Origin of the sequence: Pseudomonas sp. TAE6080, from assembly GCF_018732265.1 — a bacterium.
Taxonomy (GTDB): Bacteria; Pseudomonadota; Gammaproteobacteria; order Pseudomonadales; family Pseudomonadaceae; genus Aquipseudomonas; species Aquipseudomonas brenneri.
The window spans coordinates 1-20825 of sequence record NZ_JAHIDY010000014.1 but is presented as its reverse complement, the minus strand read 5'-3'; the positions used below and the strand labels follow the sequence as shown (position 1 = coordinate 20825).

20 protein-coding genes are annotated in these 20825 nt (G+C 61.2%); 6 read left to right on the top strand and 14 right to left on the bottom strand.

Annotation, left to right across the window (positions count from 1 at the left end; all coding sequences use genetic code 11):
* Positions 1-62: 62 nt before the first annotated feature.
* The 14 genes from KL786_RS12650 to KL786_RS12585 all read right to left on the bottom strand — a co-directional run bounded on the left by KL786_RS12650 (position 63) and on the right by KL786_RS12585 (position 13469).
* A complete protein-coding gene (locus KL786_RS12650; RefSeq protein ID WP_215517806.1) occupies positions 63-1064 on the bottom strand; it encodes an HAD family hydrolase in 1002 nt (333 codons plus the stop codon).
* On the bottom strand, positions 1061-2116 hold the full coding sequence (locus KL786_RS12645) for a BatD family protein (protein WP_215517805.1): 1056 nt from the start codon (positions 2114-2116) through the stop codon (positions 1061-1063). The genes KL786_RS12650 and KL786_RS12645 overlap by 4 nt, the downstream gene beginning before the upstream one ends.
* Entirely contained in the window at positions 2109-3620 is a 1512-nt protein-coding gene (locus KL786_RS12640; protein WP_215517804.1) for a VWA domain-containing protein, read from the bottom strand. Before KL786_RS12640 ends, KL786_RS12645 begins: the two co-directional genes overlap by 8 nt.
* Positions 3601-4602: a vWA domain-containing protein gene (locus KL786_RS12635; protein ID WP_215517803.1), complete on the bottom strand. Its 1002-nt coding sequence runs from the start codon at positions 4600-4602 to the stop codon at positions 3601-3603. The genes KL786_RS12640 and KL786_RS12635 overlap by 20 nt, the downstream gene beginning before the upstream one ends.
* Entirely contained in the window at positions 4589-5059 is a 471-nt protein-coding gene (locus KL786_RS12630) for a DUF4381 domain-containing protein (protein WP_215517802.1), read from the bottom strand. Before KL786_RS12630 ends, KL786_RS12635 begins: the two co-directional genes overlap by 14 nt.
* Entirely contained in the window at positions 5056-5979 is a 924-nt protein-coding gene (locus KL786_RS12625) for a DUF58 domain-containing protein (RefSeq protein ID WP_215517801.1), read from the bottom strand. Before KL786_RS12625 ends, KL786_RS12630 begins: the two co-directional genes overlap by 4 nt.
* Positions 5976-6950: an AAA family ATPase gene (locus KL786_RS12620; protein WP_215517800.1), complete on the bottom strand. Its 975-nt coding sequence runs from the start codon at positions 6948-6950 to the stop codon at positions 5976-5978. Before KL786_RS12620 ends, KL786_RS12625 begins: the two co-directional genes overlap by 4 nt.
* A 24-nt stretch (positions 6951-6974) precedes the next feature.
* On the bottom strand, positions 6975-7526 hold the full coding sequence (locus KL786_RS12615; protein ID WP_032860549.1) for a hypothetical protein: 552 nt from the start codon (positions 7524-7526) through the stop codon (positions 6975-6977).
* Positions 7523-8263 carry a DUF2092 domain-containing protein gene (locus KL786_RS12610; protein ID WP_215517799.1) on the bottom strand — a complete coding sequence of 247 codons (741 nt, stop codon included), beginning with the start codon at positions 8261-8263 and terminating at the stop codon, positions 7523-7525. The genes KL786_RS12615 and KL786_RS12610 overlap by 4 nt, the downstream gene beginning before the upstream one ends.
* A gap of 20 nt (positions 8264-8283) precedes the next feature.
* Positions 8284-9189, bottom strand: a complete 906-nt coding sequence (locus KL786_RS12605; protein WP_032860547.1) for a transporter — start codon at positions 9187-9189, stop codon at positions 8284-8286.
* A 45-nt stretch (positions 9190-9234) separates the two neighbouring features.
* Entirely contained in the window at positions 9235-10635 is a 1401-nt protein-coding gene (locus tag KL786_RS12600; protein WP_215517798.1) for a DUF1254 domain-containing protein, read from the bottom strand.
* 21 nt (positions 10636-10656) lie between these two features.
* A complete protein-coding gene (locus KL786_RS12595) occupies positions 10657-12108 on the bottom strand; it encodes a DUF1254 domain-containing protein (RefSeq protein ID WP_215517797.1) in 1452 nt (483 codons plus the stop codon).
* A gap of 11 nt (positions 12109-12119) precedes the next feature.
* Positions 12120-12881 carry a hypothetical protein gene (locus tag KL786_RS12590; RefSeq protein ID WP_215517796.1) on the bottom strand — a complete coding sequence of 254 codons (762 nt, stop codon included), beginning with the start codon at positions 12879-12881 and terminating at the stop codon, positions 12120-12122.
* Positions 12882-13106: 225 nt separating this feature from the next.
* Complete coding sequence (locus KL786_RS12585) at positions 13107-13469, bottom strand: response regulator (RefSeq protein ID WP_252193711.1); 363 nt, start codon at positions 13467-13469, stop codon at positions 13107-13109.
* Positions 13470-13692: 223 nt separating this feature from the next.
* On the opposite strand from KL786_RS12585, the gene KL786_RS12580 reads away from it, so the two are divergent.
* The 6 genes from KL786_RS12580 to KL786_RS12555 all read left to right on the top strand — a co-directional run bounded on the left by KL786_RS12580 (position 13693) and on the right by KL786_RS12555 (position 20781).
* Positions 13693-17193 carry a response regulator gene (locus KL786_RS12580; protein ID WP_215517795.1) on the top strand — a complete coding sequence of 1167 codons (3501 nt, stop codon included), beginning with the start codon at positions 13693-13695 and terminating at the stop codon, positions 17191-17193.
* 15 nt (positions 17194-17208) lie between these two features.
* Positions 17209-18024 (top strand): CheR family methyltransferase, encoded by an 816-nt coding sequence (locus KL786_RS12575; RefSeq protein WP_032860542.1) that lies wholly within the window; start codon positions 17209-17211, stop codon positions 18022-18024.
* On the top strand, positions 18021-18626 hold the full coding sequence (locus KL786_RS12570) for a chemotaxis protein CheB (RefSeq protein ID WP_215517794.1): 606 nt from the start codon (positions 18021-18023) through the stop codon (positions 18624-18626). Before KL786_RS12575 ends, KL786_RS12570 begins: the two co-directional genes overlap by 4 nt.
* Positions 18620-19813, top strand: a complete 1194-nt coding sequence (locus KL786_RS12565) for a hybrid sensor histidine kinase/response regulator (RefSeq protein ID WP_215517793.1) — start codon at positions 18620-18622, stop codon at positions 19811-19813. The genes KL786_RS12570 and KL786_RS12565 overlap by 7 nt, the downstream gene beginning before the upstream one ends.
* A gap of 78 nt (positions 19814-19891) precedes the next feature.
* Entirely contained in the window at positions 19892-20269 is a 378-nt protein-coding gene (locus KL786_RS12560) for a response regulator (protein ID WP_215517792.1), read from the top strand.
* 329 nt (positions 20270-20598) lie between these two features.
* Positions 20599-20781: a hypothetical protein gene (locus KL786_RS12555; protein ID WP_215517791.1), complete on the top strand. Its 183-nt coding sequence runs from the start codon at positions 20599-20601 to the stop codon at positions 20779-20781.
* Positions 20782-20825 lie beyond the last annotated feature (44 nt).

Here is a 20825-nt window from a genome sequence, read left to right as displayed (position 1 = left end):
TATCGGCTTGAGCCGCAGTACCTGCGACCAACGTTTAGTACAGTCCATCGCGACGTCTTTTCTTATTGCACCTGCTGTTGCACCACCGGCTCGAAGGGGTAGATACGGCGCCATTCGGCGGCCATATCCACCACGGTCCAACCTTGGGTGTTTGCCTCATCCAGCGCCTTGTCCAGGCGCCCGACGGAAGATTTGCGGTCATAGGCCCACTCGCGCGTGGCGTCGGTGTGGTGCACCAACCCCATCAAGCGTTTGCCTTTGCCAGCGGCCGTCCACTGCAGCATCTGCAGGTCGCCGTCGGAGTTGCCGAACGCCAGGATCGGGCGTCGGCCGATGATCGCGTCGATGCTTTCCGGCTTGCCCGGGCCATCGTCGTTGTGGGCCAACTTGGCAGTGCGCAGGATTTGTGGGGTACCGTCGGTGATCTGGAACTGGGTCACGAAGGTGCTGCCGATCACCTGTTCCGGCGGCACGCCGTAGACCACTTCGGCAAAGGCGCGCATGAATGCGGTGTCGCCACCGGAAACGATGTAGGTCTTGAATTGCTGGCTGCGCAGGTAGTCGAGCATTTCCAGCATCGGCTGGTAGATCATCTCGGTGTAGGGTTTGCCGGTTTTCGGGTGGCGTGCCTGGGTCAGCCAGGCCTTGGCATTGGCGATAAAGGTCTCGGTGCTGATCCCGGTATGGGTCGCGCCGATGATTTTCAGCAGGCCGTCCATGCCGCTCTGGGCCAGGGCCTGATGGTCGTTTTCCAGCACTGCCTTGAAGGGCTGGGTGGTGTGCCAGTCCGGATGCTGGGGCGCCAGGCGTTTGATTTCATCGAACGCGAACAGCACCTGGAAATACGCCGGTTGCTCGGTCCACAGGGTGCCGTCGTTGTCGAATACGGCGATGCGCTCGGCTGGTTTGACGTAGTCCGTCGAACCCTCGGTGGTCACCGCCTGGACGAATTCGATGATGTGCTGTTTGCTCGGGCCCTCATTCCAGGAAGGCAGTGGGTCGGCGCCCAGCACCGGGAAGCTCAGGAGCAGCAGCAATGGCAGGGAGCGGCGCAGAGATGTCATGGGAAATCCTTTTCGCGACGAGGGTTCAGTGGTTGCAAGCGTAGTTGACGGCAGACCCAACGCAATGTTGTCCAGGCCCGTCGCCACAGAGGGGGAACCCGTGGCCACAGCACGCGGAGCAGGTAGCCGGCGAGCGCCAGCAGCACCAGCGCCGCGCTCCAGGCCAGGGCATGGCGCGACAGTTGCCAGCGGCTGTGCTGGCCGAGGTCCTTGAGGTCTTGGGCGATGGAAAAGGTCGGGGCGTAGGTGCTACCGGCCAGGGCTTCGACGTTGATGGCCGGCAACTGCGCCACTTGCAGGCGATGGTTGCGGCTGTCCCACCATTTCACGCGGATCGCGGGTAGTTGGTAATGCCCCGCCTGTTCGACCCGGTACACCCAGCGATCCACGCGCTGCCCGCCAGTGAGCGTGCCGCGCCCGTCATCCAGGTTGCTGATAATGGGCGCCTGGGGGTAAGCACGCAGGCCTTGAATCGTGGCCTGGGGTGGCCCGGCCAAGGACAGCGCCGGGGTGTTGTCGGCTTGCAGGGTGACGGTGCGGGTCAGGCTGTCGCCGACGTGCAAAGGGCTCGCCGAGGTGCTGAGCTGTTGTGCCAGGCGCACGCCGGCGGCCACCAGCAGGTGTTCGCCGGGGGCGAAACCGGGCGGTCGCGAGGCCTTGAAGGCCAGTGGCGTGCTGTGGGCGATCAAAGGGGCGCTGGCCTGGCCCGGCTGGGCGCTGATGGTCAGGGAGGGCACGTTGAAGTCCTGGGCCACATTGGGGGTGATCCGGTAGCGGTAGCGCATGCCAAAGAAGGTCTGGCCGTCGATCACCTGGGTCAGGTGCTCGGACTCGCCGCCCGGTGCATCCACCCGCGCCCCCGGTAATTGCAAGGCTGGCAGGCTGGCGGCGGCAGTGAACCAGGTGTCGGTAAGCACATCGACCTGCAACTGCACTTGTTCGCCCACCACCACCTGCGGGCCGGGCAGCAGTTGCACTTGCACCTTGAGTTGCGGCTCGCCCGCCCAGAGCGGGGCGCAGCACAGCAGGCCGAGCAGGGCGTACTTATTCATGGCCCGCACCTTGATCCTGCAGGCTGAATTTACGTCGCAGGAAATTGGCCGGCGAAGTGCTCAGGTTCTGCAGCCACAAGGCATCACTGCTGGCCTGTTCGGTCTGCACCGTCTTGGTCTGGCCCTTGCCGGGCGTCTTGTCGAACTTGAGGGCGTCGGGCTTGACCTCGGGGGTGTTGTCGGCTGCGCTTTCGGTGTCTTTTTTCAAGGCCATGGCCAATGCCAGGTTGGCGCTGGCCTGGGGAAAGTCCGGCTGATGCTGCAAGGCTTGCTGATAGGCGCTGATGGCCTCGTCGAACTTGAAGCGGCGCACGTAGATATTGCCCTGGTAGAACGCTGCCTGCGCGGTGTCGAGTTGGGCGAAGGTGGCCAGGGCCAGGTCATAGTCGGCAGCGTTGTAGGCGGCGATGCCTTTCCAGTAGGGGTCGACAAACAGTTGGGCGGCGGCGGGGTAGTGATGGTGCTCAAAGGCCCAGCGCCCTTGTTGATCGGCAGTGAGGAACGCATCGGCCAGGGCATTGGCCTGGGCAGGCTGGGGTGGCAGGAGCAGCCCCAGCAGTAACACGGCAACCCAGTTCAGGCTCCAGCCGCGACGAATGCACAGCAGCGCCACCAGCAACAGCGGCCAGCAGAGCCAGTAACCGGCGTCTTTCCATTGCAGGGCGCGCTGTTGCTCATCGACATCCTGGAAATGCTGCTGGGCGTGCAACTCCACCCAGTCCAGGTCGTCGTCATTGAGGGTCAGGCTGCCCAGTGGTGCGTCGGTGGCCGCGGCCAGTTGTTTCAGGGCCGGGGCGTCAAAGCTGGCGGGATTGCTGCCTACGGCCAGGATCAGTACTTGCAGCGGGCTGTCGGCCAATAACGCCTTGAGGCGCGGCAGTTGCGTGGCGTCGGCACCGTCACTTATCAGCAGCAGGGTACCGGGGGCTTGTTCTGCCGCCAGCAGGCGCTTGGCCTGCGCGATAACCCTGGCCACGTCCTTGCCCGGCCGGGTGAGCAAGTCGCTGCTCAAGGCCTGGATAAAGCTGTCCAGCAACGCCGGGTCATCGGTGGGCGGCAACACCAGGTGCGCACTGCCGGCGTAGACGATCAGCGCGGTGCGCGCGCCGCTGCGGCGCGCAATCAGGTCGTGCAATGTGTGCTTGGCCGCTTCCAGGCGGGTGGGTGGCACGTCGATGGTGTCCATGGACGGCGACAGGTCGAGGGCAATGATCAACGGCGCACGGTTTTCCAGGAAGTTCGGGCGGTCCTGTTCCCAGGTCGGCCCGGCGGCGGCGAGGGCGCCGAGCACCAACAGTGCACTGGCCAGATGTACGGGCCGCAGGCGGTGGGGGTCGCTGGGCATCAACAGCAGATGTGGTAACAGATGGGGCGCAATATTGCCGCGCAGACGGTGTTGCAGATCGCGGCTGCGCCGCCACAGCATCGGCAACAGCACTCCGATCAGCGCCAGCAACAGCCAGGCCGGGCGCAGCAAGTGCAAGTCACTGAGGTTGAACGCCATCAGCGGCCTCCCGTCTTGGGCGGTGCGGCCATGCCGCGGCAATCAGGTGATACAGCGCAAACAGGCTCAGGGCCGCGGTCAGCGGCAGCCAGAACAGATCGCGCTTGGGCTGGTGGCTGAGGGTTTTCACTTGATGAGGGGTGAGTTGGTCCAGGGTGGCGTAGACCTGGTCCAGGGTGTCGCGGTTTTCGGCACGCAAATAACGTCCGCCCGTGGTTTCGGCAATCTGCTGTAAGGCACTGAGGTTGACCTTGGCTTCGCCCGACGCACTCGGGTCGCCAATGCCGATGGTATGGATCACCACACCTTTGGCTGCCGCCATGCTGGCCGCGTGTTCCGGGGTGATGGCGCTGCTGGTGTCGTTGCCGTCGGTGAGCAGGATCAGCACTTTTTCCTGTTCGTGGGCCGCGTCCAGCAGTTTCAGGCTCAAGCCGATGGCATCGCCAATTGCGGTGTTGGGCCCGGCCATGCCGATGCCGCTGTCATCGAGCAACAGCGCCAGGCTGGCGTGGTCCAGGGTCAATGGCGCCTGGGGATAGGCGCCGCTGCCGAACAGGATCAGGCCCAGGCGATCATCCTTGCGGCGCTGGATAAACCCCTGCACCACTTGCTTGACCGCCGTCAGACGGTCGATTTTCTGGCCACTGGCGTCGGTGAAATCCTCGGTCTGCATGGACTGGGATATGTCGATGGCGAGCATCAGGTCGCGCACCGGCTGTTGGTGTTCGATGGGTTTTTCGACCCAGACCGGGCGGGCGATGGCCAGCACCAGCAGGCCCCACACCAACAGGTTGAGCATCAGTTGCGCGCGATTGCCTTGGCTGCCAGTGGCCGCAGGTTTTTGCCCCACAGCACGGCTCATGCCTGTAAAAAACGGTACACGTACGGCGCTGCGGGCCTCGCGGTAGTCGGGCAGGTAGCGCCAGGCCAGCCAGGGCAATGGCAGCAGGAGCAACAGCCAGGGGTAATCAAGCTGCCACATGATGGCCCTCCACCCAGGTTCGGCATTGGGCCAACAGGCGCGTGCGTTGTTCCGGCGATAGCGCGTCGACCGGGGCGTAAGCCAACTCGGCCAGTTGCCGGCTGAGGTCTGCCGGCACATCTGCGCCGCCATGGCGTTGCAGGAAGGCTTGCCACTGGGCGCCATTGAGGGTCGGCACGCGTTGCTGCTCCTCGGGTGCCAAGGGCATCGACAGGGCCACGCGCTTGAGCAGCGTTGGCAGCTCGCGTAGATCGTCCAGGGCATCCAGTCGCGCCAGGGCTTCACGGCGATAGGCATTGCGTCGCCATTTCAACCAGGCCCGTGCTGCCCACGCCAACAGGCCCAGGACCAGCAGCCCCAGCAGGACCCACCAGCCCCAGGTCTGCGGCCAATAGCTGACGGGCGCGGGCAAGCCCAGCTCTTGCAACTGTTCGATGCTCGGCACCTGACTGTTCAACGACGCCTGCCCAGTTCGTCACGCAACTGATCGGCGGCGGGCAGCGCGGTGCTGAACATCAGCAACGGCACCTGGCTGCGGCGCAACAGGCTGGCAACATCCTTCAGGCGCCCGCCCAGAAAATCCCCCAAGGGTTGGCGCACCTGCTGTTTCTGCACCGCCAGTTCCACTTGCAATTGGCCTTGGGTCACGCGTAGTTGGCCGGTTCTGGGCACGTTGAGGGCCAGTGGATCGTAGACTTGCAGGGCGATCACATCATTGTGGGCCGACAGTTGCCGCAACAGCTGCAGGGTGCGCGGCCCGGCGCCGGCAAAGTCGCTAACGATGCAGATCAAATGGTCATGCCCGGCCAGGGCCAGGCACTGCTGCAAGACCTTGTCCAGTTGCCCGTCGCCTTCATGGTCGGGATTGCTGGCGTTGAGCGCCTGGTTATGTTGCACGATGCAGCTGCACAGGGCTTCGACCCGCTTGCGGCTGCGCAGCGGGGCCACGGCGTCGATGCGCTCATCGTTGAACACTACGCCGCCAACCCGGTCGCCTGCGTCGAATACCATCCACGCCGCCAGCGCCCCCAACTCGGCGGCGACTGCCGATTTGAAGCTGCGCACCGAACCAAAGAACATCGACATGCGTTGGTCGACCACGATCAAGGCCGGGCGGTCGCGTTCCTCGGTAAAGGACCGCACCACCGGCTTGCCGGTGCGCAGGGACGCCCGCCAGTCGAGGTGACGCAAATCGTCGCCGGGTTGATAGCGCCGCAGCTCGTCGAAGTTCAGGCCGCGCCCGCGCAGCCTGGAGGCATGGTTGCCCGCCAGGAGGCTGCCCCGGGGTTGGCGCGCAATGAAACTCAAGCCCCGTGCCTGGAACTGCAGGGCCATCAACTGCCCGAGGGACACGTAGACCTGGCCGTCGGCGTTCATGCCGGGAGCGCCACTTTGGCCAGGAGCCGGTCCAGCACCTGATCGGCGTTGACGCCATCGGCCACGGCGTCGTAGCTCAGTTGCAGGCGATGACGCAACACCGGGTGGACCACGGCTTGCACGTTGGCTGGCGTCACGAACGCCTGCCCCTGTAACCAGGCGTCGGCACGCGCGCAGCGGTCCAGGCCGATACCGCCCCGAGGGCTGGCGCCGAGGCTGATCCAGCGCGCCAGGTCCGCATCGTAATCGCCGGGGTGGCGGGTGGCATTGATCAGGTCGATCAGGTAGCGGTCGATGGCAGGTGAGACCTGTACCGCGCTGACTTCCTTGCGAGCGGCGAAGATCACCTCCTGCGCCAGATTGAAACCCTGGGTGACGGAGCTGTCGACGGCCTGTTCTTCCGCACGCAGCAGGCGCAACACCTGGCTTTCATCATCGGCGCTGGGGTAGTCGAGGAGGATTTTCATCACGAACCGGTCCATCTGCGCTTCCGGCAACGGGTAGGTGCCTTCCTGCTCGATGGGGTTCTGGGTCGCGACCACGATAAACAGCTCGGGCAGTGCATGACTGGCGCCAGCCACGGTGATTTGCCGCTCTTCCATGGCTTCGAGCAGGGCGGCCTGGACTTTGGCCGGGGCGCGGTTGATTTCATCGGCAAGGATCAGGTTGCCGAACAGCGGGCCGGGCTGGAAGCGGATCTGGTTCTGCCCATCCACCTGGTGCAGGACCTCGGCCCCGGTGATGTCCGAGGGCAGCAGGTCGGGGGTGAACTGGATCCGGCTCATTTTTGCGTCCAGGTGCCTGGCCAGGGCCTTGACCGTGCGGGTCTTGGCCAGCCCCGGAAGGCTTTCCAGCAGCAGGTGACCGTTGGCCAGCAGGCCCAGGAGGATCTGCCGGATAACCTGGTCCTGGCCCAGCACGCTTTCGGCGATGCTGGCTTGCAGGGCGTTTAGATCGTTGAGCGCTGTCATCACAATCGTCCTTGAGGCAAGGGATCACCAGGGTGCGGCGACCACGATGTACTGCACGGAGCTGCCGACGTAATGCGGCTGGTACCAGGTCGGCCCGCAATGCTGGTAGGCCACGCCATTGGCGACGACCGACACGCAGTCCACCGGCACGCTGTTGACCCGTGTACCGATGGCCAGGACCGTGGCGGTGGTGGCGCCAATCACGGCGGCCGTAGCCCAGGGGTGATACCAGTCATCTGGCGGCGGTGGTGGTGGCGGAGGCGGGGGCGGCATCGGATAGGGATGCGGCCCAGGCCCCGGATAAGGTTGTGGGTGTGGCCCCGGCGGTGGCGGAGGATGTGGCTGCGGCCCCGGATAAGGGTGTGGCCCCGGTTGTGGGTGCGGCTCAGGATGGGGCGGCAGTGGCCGGGGAGCCGGCATGGGGTGGGGCGGCGGCGGATGGAAGCCGCCACCACCATGGGGCACCACGAATGTCCGTGCGCCACCGCCGCCACGCATCTGCCAGGCCTGGGCGGCCAGCGGGTCGAACAGCGTCAGCAGCAAACTGGCGGTGAGCACCGCTGCCGTGGGCTTCATGGCTGGGCTCCTGCGGGGGCCAGGGGGATTGCCCGGGCGCCGGCCGGTGGGGTGAACTCAAAGTCCTGATCGTTGCTCGGGGCGTCGAGTTGCCAGCGGTAGTCAACGCTGTGGCGTGGCTGTTCGGCGCTGTCGCGGCGGCTGATCACCAGGCGGCACGGCAGTGGCTGCGGGCCCTGGCGAATCCACAGTTGCCAGTCGATATCCGGTTGCCGGTACGCATAGTGATCGCACACCTGGCCGTCGAGGGTTTGCTGATCGATCCACAGGGCATCACTCAGGCCTGCGACCTTGGCGGTATTGGCGTCCCAGCGGAACAGGTCGGCCAGGGGCAGTTCGATGCCGTAGCGCTCGCTCAATTGCGCGAGCAAGCTGGCGATGTCCGTGGGGGCGGCTTGTTCGGTGAAGTAACCGCTGCGGCTGTCGTAAAGGGTAAAGCGCTGGCCGTTGTAGAACAGGCTGCGGCGGTTGCCATCGCGTTCGACCTGTACCCGCAATTTATCGGGCCGCCTGGCCAGCAGGTGAGTCCGGTGGTTGAACTCGATGACCTGGCCGTTCTCCAGGACCTGGTCGGTGCGGCTGTCGGCGTCGATACGCAACTGCTGCAAACCACGCAGGTAGCTGCCCATCTGCTCCAGGGCAGCCAGGGCCTTGGGCTCCAGTTCAGCGGCCACGGCGCCACCGCTGACGAGCAGCAAGCCAAGCAGTACCCGGTGTATGCGATGAAAGCGCAACATGGCTTACCTCACTGGGGCGATTACCACACGTATTGCATGCGCAAGGTCCAGGTGTTCACGTCTGGCGAACCGCGTCGCTCGGCAATCGTGTCGGAATAGGCCAGCAGCCCACCGAACTGCGGCGTGAGCATAAAACCGAGACTGGCCCCCAACAGGCCGTTTTCCTGCTTGTTGTCCTGCCAGATGCCGTCGATCTTGCTTTCGCCGCCACGGCTGTAGGTGGCATCCAGCGACGCCCAAAGCGCGCGGTTGATGGTGTAGCTGTAGTGGCCCTCGATGGCGTACAGCGGCTTTTGTTCCAGCTTGCTGTTGCCGTGGTACTCGTCGTTGTCGCCAAACAGCGAGACCCAGGTATTGATCTCCAGCCAGGTGGGGCCGAACGGCGTGCCGAAACCCAGCTCCGGCTTGACCACCCAGCGGTTGGCGCCGATGTTGATCACGCGGTCCTTGTCATAGTCGCCAGTCGGCACAGTGAGCCACACGGCGCCGGTGAGGAAGGTTTCGGGTTTCCAGTTGGCAAACTCCGCAGCGGTCAGCGCCGGGCCGCCGAAGATATTGTGCGCGAACACCACCTGGGCATCGCCCATTCCGCCGTTGTGCTTGGTGCCATCGAAGAAGCGCGCGTTGTCGAAGGATGCCGAAACGTCGGCATAGGGTTGGATAAGCTGGATGGCACTGTTGCGCCCGTCGATGCCGAACGAGCGGGCGTAACGCAACAGATACACATCGGCGTTGAGCGACAAACCATCGATCGGCAACGTGGTGTCGATGGGCGTGTTGGTGTCGACCCGGTTGTAGTAACCGAACAGCATATTCAGGTCGGTGGGGGTGTTCTGCCAATCCCTGGCGTTGTCGGCAAACCCCATCCCTGGCATCAGCGCCAGCGTGGCGGTAGCGAATGCACTCAGTTGACTGCGTGAAACCATGGCTCTACTCCTTGTTCCGGCCTGATGTCAGGGATAGTTGGGCGGTTATTTCACCGGGGTCAGCGCCGGTAGCTTCCACTGGCCGTTACCCACCTCAGGCTTGGGCAGGTAAATGCGCAGGATCGCGTAGAACGGGCCGGGGGGCGCCGGCAGCCAGTTGCTTTGTTCGGCTTTCGGGGGCTCGTGGTGCTGGACCTTGAGGGTCAAGCCTCCATCGGCATCAAGCTTGAGCTCGGGCAACATCCGCGAGTTGATCAGGTAGCGTTTCTTGTGGTTGGCCACCAGTAGCTTGTTTTTGCCGTTGTACAGGGTCAGCGACCAGAACGCGTCGGCGGGCGGCAACTGGTCCTTGGCGAAATGCAGCGTGTAGCTGTGCTTCGCACCGTTGGCCGGCTTGCCCTCACTGTCGACGAAGTAGCCCATGTAGGCTGCTTCATCGGTGGAGTTGCCAAAAATTCCCATGTCGGCACCGGCGTAGCGGTACAGGTAGTTGTTTTTCAGGTGATCGCGGCTGCCGAACAGATCGCCGCTGGTGATTTGATGGGTGTCGACTTTGTCCTTTTTAAAAGTCGCGAACTCGGCCTTGCCATCGGCGATGCCATCTTCCAGGGCCTTGCGTTGTTCGGCGCTGAGCTGCGCGACCTTGAACGGCGCACCGGGGGCGATACCGATCTTGGCAAAGCGTGCCAGCAGGTCTTTTTCACTGTCCTGGGGCGCCGCGAAGGCCAGCATGAAGTTCAGGTAGCGGAACAGTTGCGGGCTGTCGCTCATGTCGGCGACCGGCTTGGGCCATTCGATCTTCGGCACCTTGGCAGGTGCGGCCTGTTTGACGTAGCTGCTCAGGGGCTGGACCTTGTAGCCGCTCTGGATCTGCTTGACCTTGGCCAGGTCCTTGTCGTCGAACAACTGGGTGCGATACAGCGCATAGGCAATATTGCCTTCACTGTAGACCACACGGTCCACATCCACCGGCTGCTGGCCCTTCCAGTCGGGCCCGGCGACCATGTAGTGCCCGCCATTGTTGCCGGTGCTGCGGGTGCCCAGGTAGGCGAAGTTCTGGGTATAGAGGTCGATCAACTGCACGGAGTAGTAACGGCTGTCCTCGATTTTCGGCAGGGTCAGCACCACCGGTTCACGGCGCAGGTCCAGCCAGACAAAGGAGTAGGGCGTGTCCGAATTGGGGGTGACGAATGCCGTGTCCTTGGGCGTGAAAACCTTGGCGGTATTGCCGATTTTATTGAACAGCGCCTTGAAGTTGACGCCGCCCTTGTCCACCGCCTGGGTGTAGAGGGTCTTGTACATTTCCACCACCGGGAAGCCATACAGATAGGCTTCCTTGGCAATGGCCCGGGCTTCGCTGGGGGTGGCGGTAAAGTCCGCCCAGGCGCCGGTGCTCAGCACTATCGAGAGGCTCGCCAACAGCAGGCGCGTCGGTTTTCCAATCATGTTGGTGCGTCCTTTAATACGTCAGGGAACAAAGGTGATGTCGTCGAGCTTCCAGCGCTTGTCAAAGTACGCCTCGGTAGGGCCGTACAAGCGGAAGTAGCTGAACCAGTGTTTACCCGGCAGAGTTTGCACCCAGTTGTTCTCGAAATCTTTTGGTGCTGTGGGGCCAAAGTACAAATCCACCGAGCCGTCGGGATTTTTCTTCAGGTCCTGGCGTGAGGACAGGTCGGCCTTGCGTTGTGGGTTGTCGATCAGGCAGCGGCTGTCGATGTCGTACACGGTCATTGACCAGAACTGCTTGGCCGGTGGGTTGGCGGCCACGTGGAGTTTGTAATGCTTGGCGCCGTCCAGCCATTGGCCCTTCTGGTCGGTGTAGGCACCGAGGTAGGTCTGGCCCAGGCCAGGGGTCTTCGAGACCATGCCCTTGGTGTTGGTCACGGCTTCATAGAACCAGGCCGTGCGCTCCCACAATTGGTCGTAGAAGGCCACGCGCTGCGATGGCTCGGCGATGTTCAGCACGATGTCCCATTGGCGATCAGGCCAGTACTGGGCCTGGGGGAAACGCTTGGCGAAGGTGTTGGCCTTGGCTATCAGCTCGCCCATTTGCGCGCCTTGCTCCAGGGCCTGGCGCTGGTGTTCGTTGGGGTTGAGCGGCTGGCCCTTTTCGATGCCGAGGCTGGCCAGCATGGCCATGTAGAAACGGTCGCGCTCGTTGACCGGTTCCTTCTGGATGATCCCGTGCAGCCGCTCCCAGTACGCCATACCGCGTGGCTGGGTGCCAGACCAGGATTTGCCTGCGGGCGACAGCAGGCGGGTTTTACCGGGTGTGGCACGCTGGGCGTAGGGGTACATCTTGAATTGCTCGACCAGAGCCTTGCCTTTGGCAGGATCGGGGTCGAGGACGCGAAAACCCACCAGCACATTCATGGTTTCAGATTTGGCCAGGTAATACTTACCCGCATCGGCCGGTGGTTCGTGACCTGGCGGCAGGACCAGGTACTTGCCGCCCTTGCCTTGGTCCGGACCGGTCTGGCCCATGTCGATGATCGCCCGTTGCCAGAAGTCGCCAATGCCGCCGGCGGTCGGCCCTGGGGGCAACTCGATCACCAGCGGGCCGGTCTCGTTGAGGTCGACAAACCCCAGGATATACGGGGTGGTGGCATTGGCGGTGATCACCCCGAGTTTGTCTTCGTAGGTGTCGAGCACCATCAGGTCGCCACTTCGCGCCCCCAGCTTGGTGCTGAATTCGTCCTGCCATTGGGCGTAGGACACCAGTGGCAGTGCCCAGAGAAAACTCTGGGTAGCCTGCTGGAAATCCAGTTCGCCATACAGCTTGGCGATCTCACTGTGGGCTGGCAGCTCACCTTCCATGGTGATCGGGCCGATGCGGGTGTCGAGGGTTTGGGCGTGCGCACCCGGGCTGATGGCCAGGGCGAGCAGACTGACAACAGCGCTACGAAGCAACAGACCCATGGTCAATATCCTTATTTGCCAAAAGTGACGTTGATGCCTGCGAACAGGGTGAACTGCGGCAACCCATCGCCTTTGCGCGCTACCGTCCACTGCGGCTCGATAAATGCGTTGAGAATATTGCTGCCGGCTTTCCATGCCTTGCCTGCACCGAGCCCGATGGGGATGTAGTGGGTGTCGTTCTTCAGGTCAAAGGTCCAGGTGCCGGTGGAGCGCAGGTACCAGCCCTTGGGCAGGTTATGGATGATGAACGGTTGGAAAGTGGCACTTTCCACGTGCGCCCGATCCCGATCGCCGGCAAACGAGCTCTGGTACTGCACCAGTGCGCCCAGCAGGCCACGGGGCGACGCGTCGATGGCGATGGCGGCCAGGCCTGCCTGCCATTTGCCTGTGCCCAGTTCATCGTGCTCGGCGGTGGGCGCGGTTATCTGCGGGCCGATGCCCAACTGCACGCCATCGGTCTTGAGCAGGAAAATATCGAACAGGTTCAGGTCGCCGATACCGGTGCTGTAGCCACTGTGTGGATCAGGTCGGGTACTCAGGGGCAGGGTGGCGCGCAGCAGTTGCGGCACACCGATAAAGTCTGATGGGGCAATGGGCAGCGTGCCGCGCAACAACAGGTCATTGGTATGGGCATCGCTGTCGTACAACTTGGGGGTGTAGTAGTCCTGCAGGTTGGCCCCCGGTGCCAGGTTGAGCGGGTTATTGCTCTTGTTCGCTGTGTCGGCGTTATCGGCCTGGGCAGAAAACGCGGGCAACAGTAGAGCGGCCAACATAAATGCTGGAAGTCGCGCTGGCGTGAACATCATGCTTCCCCAGTTCCTTGGTCACTGACCCGATAGCGCTTTGTATGGGCTGCCGGTGGTCCTTATTCGAAAATCTGTAGGACGTGTCGTTAGAAGCTAGCAGCTAAATTCAGACTCGCTAGTCATTCGAATGAATTAGTGACTTTGTGTGGGGGCAATCACGGTTTTTTGGAGGGGGTGTCAGGGGCGCAGCTATCAGCGACTCCCCAGCATGCCTTTGACTTTATCGCGCAGTTGATCGATGGAGAATGGCTTGGCAATCATTTGCACGCCCGCGGGCAAGTCGATGTTTTCGGCATAGCCACTGGCAAGCAAGATGGGTAGGGTTGGGCGCAGTTCTCGGGTTTTTTCCGCCAGTTCCTTGCCATTCATACCCGGCAAGCCCCAGTCGGTCATCATCAGGTCGATCACTTTTGCGCTGTCTTCTATGAATGCCTGCGCAGCTTCGGCGTGTTCAGCCTCCAGCACCTTGAACTCCAGTTCTTCGAGCACATCGACGATCAGCATGCGCACGATGGCATCGTCTTCGACTACAAGGATGGTGGATTCACCGGACATAATGAGGGTTCCCAAGAAGTGGAGGTACAGGTCTTGATCAGCTGAAAGACCATCCTCTAATGAGTCGCGTCGATCCCGGCAAGTTCCCGAAACGGTGCGGGCATTGTGCCGATAATCAGGCGCAATGTCCTGGGTGTGTCGTTGAAATACGGTAGAAACATAGCCGTCGTCGTCGATTTTGGGGCAAACTTCCGGTTTTTCCGTACTTGGCCAAGGCACGCCCATGACTCCCGCTTCGTCAGTCGATGAAAACAGCTTCCGCAAACTCTTGAGCCGCAACGTGGCGTTGCCGCTCGGTGTGGGAGTGCTCAGCGCGGTGTTTTTCGTGTGCCTGATCACCTACCTGTTGTCGGTGATCCAGTGGGTGGAGCATACGGACCGAGTGATCAACAACCTCAATGAAACCGCGAAACTGACGGTTGACCAGGAAACCGGCATGCGTGGTTTCCTGATCACCGGGGACGAGCATTTCCTCGATCCCTACGAAGTGGCCAAGCCACGGATCATTGCCGATTTGCGCAATTTACAGGCTCTGGTGGCGGATAACCCCCAGCAAGTGGAGCGCCTCAAGCGTCTGGAGTCGTTGCAGCTGGAGTGGAACAACTACGCCCAGACGATGATTGACCTGCAACGCCAGAACGGCGATTACCGTGGCGCAGTGAAAGCCGGGCGGGGCAAGCGCCTGACCGATGAGATCCGCAAGGAATACGATGCAGCGATTGCGATGGAGCAGCAGTTCCGGCTCGATCGTAATGAGGACGTGACCCGCACCACTGTGCTCAGCGTGACGCTTTACTTGCTGTTTGTGCTGGGCCTGAGTGGTTTCCTGGCCTATGCAGGCAGAAAAAATCTACTTGTTCTTTCAGACAGTTACAGCGCCAACCTGGCATCGCAAATGAAGATCGCCAAGCGCCTGGAACAGCAGGCCTGGCTGCGCAACGGCCAGACCGAATTGGCTGAACAGGTGCTCGGCCAACTGACGCTGAACCTGCTGGGGCGCAATATCCTGCAATTCTGTGCCCAATACATGGGTTCGGTGGTGGCTGCACTGTATGTGCGTGAAGAACACGGCGGTCTCAAGCGCGTGGCCGCGTATGGCTTCTCCCGGGAGCAGGAGCAGCAGGAACAGGCGATCTACCGCGACGAGGGAATTGTTGGCCAGGCCGCTCAGCAGCACCGCTTGATTCGCCTGGACGATGTGCCGGTGGACTATTTCAAGGTCAGCTCCGGCCTGGGTGAGGGTGCACCGCGCAGCGTGCTGGTGGTGCCGACCAGCGATGATGATCGGGTCAATGGGGTGATTGAGCTGGGCTTCTTGCGCCCGCTGGACGAGCGTGATGTGGAACTGCTGGAACTGATTGCCGGCAATATCGGCACCTCCATTGAAGCCGCGCGCTATCGCCAGCGGTTGCAGGAAGTGCTGGCCGAGACCCAGCAACTCAATGAAGAGCTGCAAGTGCAGCAGGAAGAGCTCAAGACCGCCAACGAGGAACTGGAAGAGCAGTCACGCATCCTCAAGGAATCCCAGGCTCACCTGGAAACCCAGCAGGCGGAGCTGGAACAGACCAACGAGCAATTGGCCGAGCAGACCCAGGTCCTCGCCGACCAGCGCGATGCCATGGACCGCAAGAACGTTGAACTCAACCGCGCCCAGGTCGAGCTGGAGGACCGCGCCGATGAGTTGCAGCGCTCCAGCAAGTACAAGTCCGAGTTCCTCGCCAACATGTCCCATGAGTTGCGCACGCCGCTCAACAGTTCGCTGATCCTGGCCAAGTTGCTGGCGGAGAACTCCGAGGAAAACCTCAGCGCCGAACAAGTCAAGTTTGCCGAGTCGATCTACTCGGCCGGCAACGATCTGCTCAACCTGATCAATGACATCCTGGATATTGCCAAGGTTGAGGCTGGCAAGCTCGATATGCGCCCGGAAAACACCAGCGTCGCACGCCTGGCCGATGGTTTGCGCGGGATGTTCGAGCCATTGGCGGCGGATCGCAAGCTTGGATTCCAGGTGGAGGTTCAGGCCGGTGCGCCGCTGATGTTGTTCACCGACCGCCAGCGCCTGGAGCAGATCCTCAAGAACCTGCTGTCCAATGCAGTCAAGTTCACCGAGAAGGGCCAAGTCAGCCTGACCATTTCCCGCCAGCCGGGGGAGGGCATTGCCTTTACCGTGCGCGACTCGGGTATCGGTATCGCCCCGGACCAGCAGGAAAGCATCTTTGAAGCCTTCCGCCAGGCCGATGGCACCACCAACCGTCGTTATGGCGGTACCGGTCTCGGGCTGTCCATTTCCCGCGACTTGGCCACCTTGCTGGGCGGCTATATCAACGTCACCAGTGAGCCGGGCCAGGGCAGCATCTTTACCCTGGTGCTGCCGGAGCAGTACGTTGAACGCGATGAAGACGCGCCCGCCATCGAGCGTCCGCGCGCAGCCATGATTGCCCCGGCGCCTGTGAAGCCAATCAAGGTGTCGCCATTGCCGGTGGCCGACGAAGCGTTGATCCCGCGCTTTGCCGACGACCGCGAGCAAGCCCCATTCACTACCCGCTGCATCCTGGTGGTGGAAGACGAGCCGAACTTTGCGCGGATCCTCTTCGACCTGGCCCATGAGCTGGGTTATCACTGCCTGGTGGCCCACGGTGCGGACGAGGGCTACACCCTGGCCGAACAGTACCTGCCCGATGCGATCCTGCTGGACATGCGCCTGCCGGACCACTCTGGTCTCACTGTGCTGCAACGCCTCAAGGAGCACGCCCAGACCCGGCATATTCCGGTGCATGTGATTTCCGTCGAGGACCGTGTCGAAGCCGCCATGCACATGGGCGCCATCGGTTATGCCGTCAAGCCCACCACCCGCGAAGAGCTCAAGGACGTGTTTGCGCGCCTGGAAGCCAAGTTGACGCAGAAGGTCAAACGCATCCTGCTGGTGGAAGACGACGATTTGCAGCGCGACAGCATTGCCCGCCTGATCGGCGACGAAGACATCGAAATCACCGCCGTTGGTTTCGCCCAGGAGGCCCTGGATCTGCTGCGCAGCACGGTATACGACTGCATGATCATCGATCTCAAGTTGCCGGACATGCTCGGTAACGAGTTGCTCAAGCGCATGGCCACCGAGGACATCTGTTCGTTCCCGCCGGTGATTGTCTATACCGGGCGCAACCTGACCCGGGATGAAGAGGCGGAACTGCGCAAGTATTCGCGTTCCATCATCATCAAGGGTGCCCGCTCACCTGAACGGTTGCTGGACGAAGTGACACTGTTTTTGCACAAAGTCGAATCCCAGCTGTCCCAGGAGCGGCAGAAGATGCTCAAGACCGCCCGCAGCCGAGACAAGGTCTTCGAAGGCCGCAAGGTGTTGCTGGTGGACGACGATGTACGCAACATTTTCGCCCTTACCAGCGCCCTGGAACACAAGGGGGCGATTGTGGTGATTGGCCGTAATGGTCGTGAAGCCATCGAAAGACTCAATGAAGTCGAGGACATCGACCTGGTGTTGATGGACGTGATGATGCCGGAGATGGATGGCTACGAGGCGACCGCCTTGATCCGCCAGGACCCGCGCTGGCGCAAGTTGCCGATCATTGCGGTGACGGCCAAGGCGATGAAGGACGATCAGGAGCGCTGCCTCGCTGCGGGCTCCAACGATTACCTGGCCAAGCCCATCGACCTGGACCGGCTGTTCTCGCTGATTCGAGTGTGGTTGCCCAAGATGGAACGCATTTAAGTGGAAATACACTAAGTGGATCGAAGTACTGATATTGAACTGCGCTTGCTGATCGAGGCGATTTACCTCAAGTACAGCTATGACTTTCGTGACTATTCCGGGGCTTCGGTCAAGCGTCGCGTGGCCCATGCCTTGCGCCAGTTCGACTGCAAGACGATTTCGGCGTTGCAGGAGCGGGTGCTGCACGATCCCACGGCGTTCATGCAGTTGCTGCAGTTCCTGACCATCCCGGTCAGCGAGATGTTTCGCGACCCGTCGCACTTCCTGGCGATTCGCCAGGAAGTGGTGCCTTTGCTCAAGACTTACCCGTCGATCAAGATCTGGATCGCCGGTTGCAGCACCGGAGAAGAAGTGTATTCCATGGCCATTTTGTTGCGCGAGGAGGGTTTGCTCGAACGCACTATCATCTATGCCACCGATATCAACCCCAACTCCCTGGACAAGGCCAAGCAGGGGATTTTTTCCCTGGAAAACGTCCGTGCCTATACCCACAATTATCAGCAGGCCGGTGGGAAACAGTCGTTTGCCGACTACTACACCGCGGCCTACGATTACGCGATCTTTGACAAGACGCTGCGGGAAAACGTGACGTTTGCCGACCATAGCCTGGCAACCGACAGTGTGTTCTCGGAAACACAATTGATTTCATGTCGTAACGTTCTGATTTATTTCAATAAAAAGTTGCAGGATCGAGCGTTTGGACTGTTTCATGAGTCGCTGTGCCATCGCGGATTCCTGGTGTTGGGCAGTAAGGAAACCCTGGATTTTTCCGCCTACAGCAAACAGTTCGAACCCCTGGTCAAGCAAGAACGGATCTACCGCAAATCATGAATGAAACTGCTGCCAGCCTGGCGCGTGTGTCGGGTGTCCAAGCCATTGTCGTTGGCGCATCAGCCGGAGGGGTCGAGGCGTTGTTGAGCATTTTTGGTGCCTTGGCGCCAGGGTTCAGCCTGCCGATCATCGCCGTGCTGCACCTGCCGGATGAGCGCCGCAGCCAGTTGGCCGAGGTGTTTGACCGGCGCGTGGCGATGACGGTGGTGGAAGCACGGGACAAGGAGCAGATCCAGCCCGGTACACTCTACTTTGCGGGCCCTGGCTATCACTTATCAGTGGAACACGACCGCAGCCTGTCGCTGAGCCAGGAAGAGCGCGTTCATCACTCGCGCCCGGCCATTGATTATCTGTTTGAGTCTGCTGCCGACGCCTATGGCCCGAACCTGCTGGCAATCCTGCTGACCGGTGCCAACCAGGACGGTGCGCGGGGCCTGGCCCACGTCAAACAGCGTGGCGGCATCACCGTGGTGCAGGACCCTTCGGATGCGCGAGTGGACGTAATGCCCAAGGCGGCCCTGGCGCTGCATACACCTGACCACATCCTTACCTTGAGCCGCATTGGCGATTTGCTGGCTTCCCTGGAATCTTCCCCATGTTAAGTACTATCCAGGCCAAACTGCTGATCGTCGACGATCTGCCGGAAAACCTGCTGGCCCTTGAAGCGCTGATCAAGCGCGAGGACCGTCAGGTCTACAAGGCCTTGAGTGCCGACGAGGCCTTGTCGCTGCTGCTGGAGCACGAGTTCGCCATGGCGATTCTCGACGTGCAGATGCCCGGCATGAATGGCTTCGAGTTGGCCGAAATGATGCGCGGCACCGAAAAGACCAAGAACATCCCGATCGTGTTTGTCAGCGCGGCAGGCCGTGAGCTCAACTATGCCTTCAAGGGCTACGAGAGCGGCGCGGTGGACTTCCTGCACAAGCCGCTGGATATCCATGCGGTCAAGAGCAAGGTCAATGTATTTGTCGACCTGTTTCGCCAGAGCAAGGCCATGAAGTTGCAGGTCGAAGCCCTGGAGCAGAGTCGGCGCGAGCAGGAACTGTTGCTCAACCGCCTGCAGGCGACCCAGGCGCAACTGGAGCAGGCGGTGCGCATGCGCGATGACTTTATGTCTATCGTCGCCCACGAGGTGCGTACGCCCCTCAACGGCCTGATCCTGGAAACCCAGTTGCGCAAGATGCACCTGGCCCGGGACAACGCCGCCGCCTTTACCCTGGACAAGATGCACGCCATGGTCGACCGCGACGAACGGCAGATCCAGAGCCTGATCCGCCTGATCGAGGACATGCTCGACGTGTCGCGGATCCGCACCGGCAAGCTGTCGATCCGCCCCGGGCATTTTGACCTGGCGAACCTGGTGCGCAACCTGCTGGAGAACTTTGCCCCGCAAGTGGCGGCAGCCGAATCGTCGGTGCAACTGGATGCGCCCCAGCCGGTAGAGGGTAACTGGGATGAATTTCGCATTGAGCAAGTGGTTTCCAACCTGTTGACCAACGCCCTTCGCTACGGTGCCAAGAGCCCGGTGGATGTCCGAGTGTATGTTGAACATGAGGAGGCGCGGGTTGAAGTGCAGGACCGCGGGATTGGCATCAGCGAAGACAATCAGAGGCGAATTTTCCAGCAGTTCGAGCGGGTGTCTGCCAACCATGCGGTGGCAGGGCTTGGCCTGGGTCTGTTTATTTCCGAGCAGATTGTGGCGGCCCACGGTGGCACTATTGAAGTCGAGAGCCGGATAGGCGAGGGCGCATTGTTTCGAGTGTGCCTGCCCCTGGGACCTGGGGCGTGAAATCAATCGTCGCCCTGACGCAACCTCTGCGTGACCCGATGGTCGTAACAGCAGCAATTGACCGGACAAAGGCTTCCCATGAGTGAAGATGCACAAGATGTTGTACTGATCGTCGAGGATGACGAGTCGATCATGTTCGTGCTGGGCGAGTACCTCGCAGGCCTGGGGTATCGGGTACTCAAGGCGGTCGACGGCGAGCAGGCTTTTGAAATCCTCGCCTCCAAGCCGCACCTGGACTTGATGGTCACCGACTATCGTCTGCCTGGCGGGATTTCCGGGGTGCAGATTGCCGAGCCGGCGATCAAGTTGCGGCCTGAGTTGAAGGTGATCTTTATCAGCGGGTACCCGCAGGAGATCCTCGACTGCAACAGCCCGATCACGCGTAATGCACCGATCCTGGCCAAGCCATTTGATCTGGATACGTTGCAAGAACATATCCAAAGATTGCTGGCCTGAGCATTTGACAGTAACCGTGGGGGATCAGGCTGTTGCAGAGCTTGATCCCCGGCCTGAGCAAGACCTACTTGGCCAGCGCAGTTCGCGTCAACGGTAAGGCACTACTTACATCCTTTTATATTTTTCATTGAACCAAGTTTCTGTACTGGGCGACTCAAGAACTAACTCTTTAAAATAGTCTTTCTTAAGTGATTTTGCGGTGCTGTCCGGAAAAGTTCTATCTATCGGAGATGGATAGGCTCACATGGTGCATTGTTTTTCTATTGGATATTTTGTGTTGGAGATGTCCTGGCTTAATACTTGAGGCAGTTAAATGATTGAGGTCATCTATGATTGATTCCAGTACTGCTATTTCCTTTTTAGGTTATTCTTTATTCTCAGATGCTGGCCCAGTACAACACGCTTTACGTAAAAAGCGTGCACCCGCCAGCCCCGATAGAATCCCTCAGAGTCTTGCCACAAACCCCGCCGAAACGGCGATGGCAGAACTTTACGCGCAAGGGAAACTCTGAAAAAGACTTTCTGATTTGGCAAAATACCGCGACCCCACCCACCG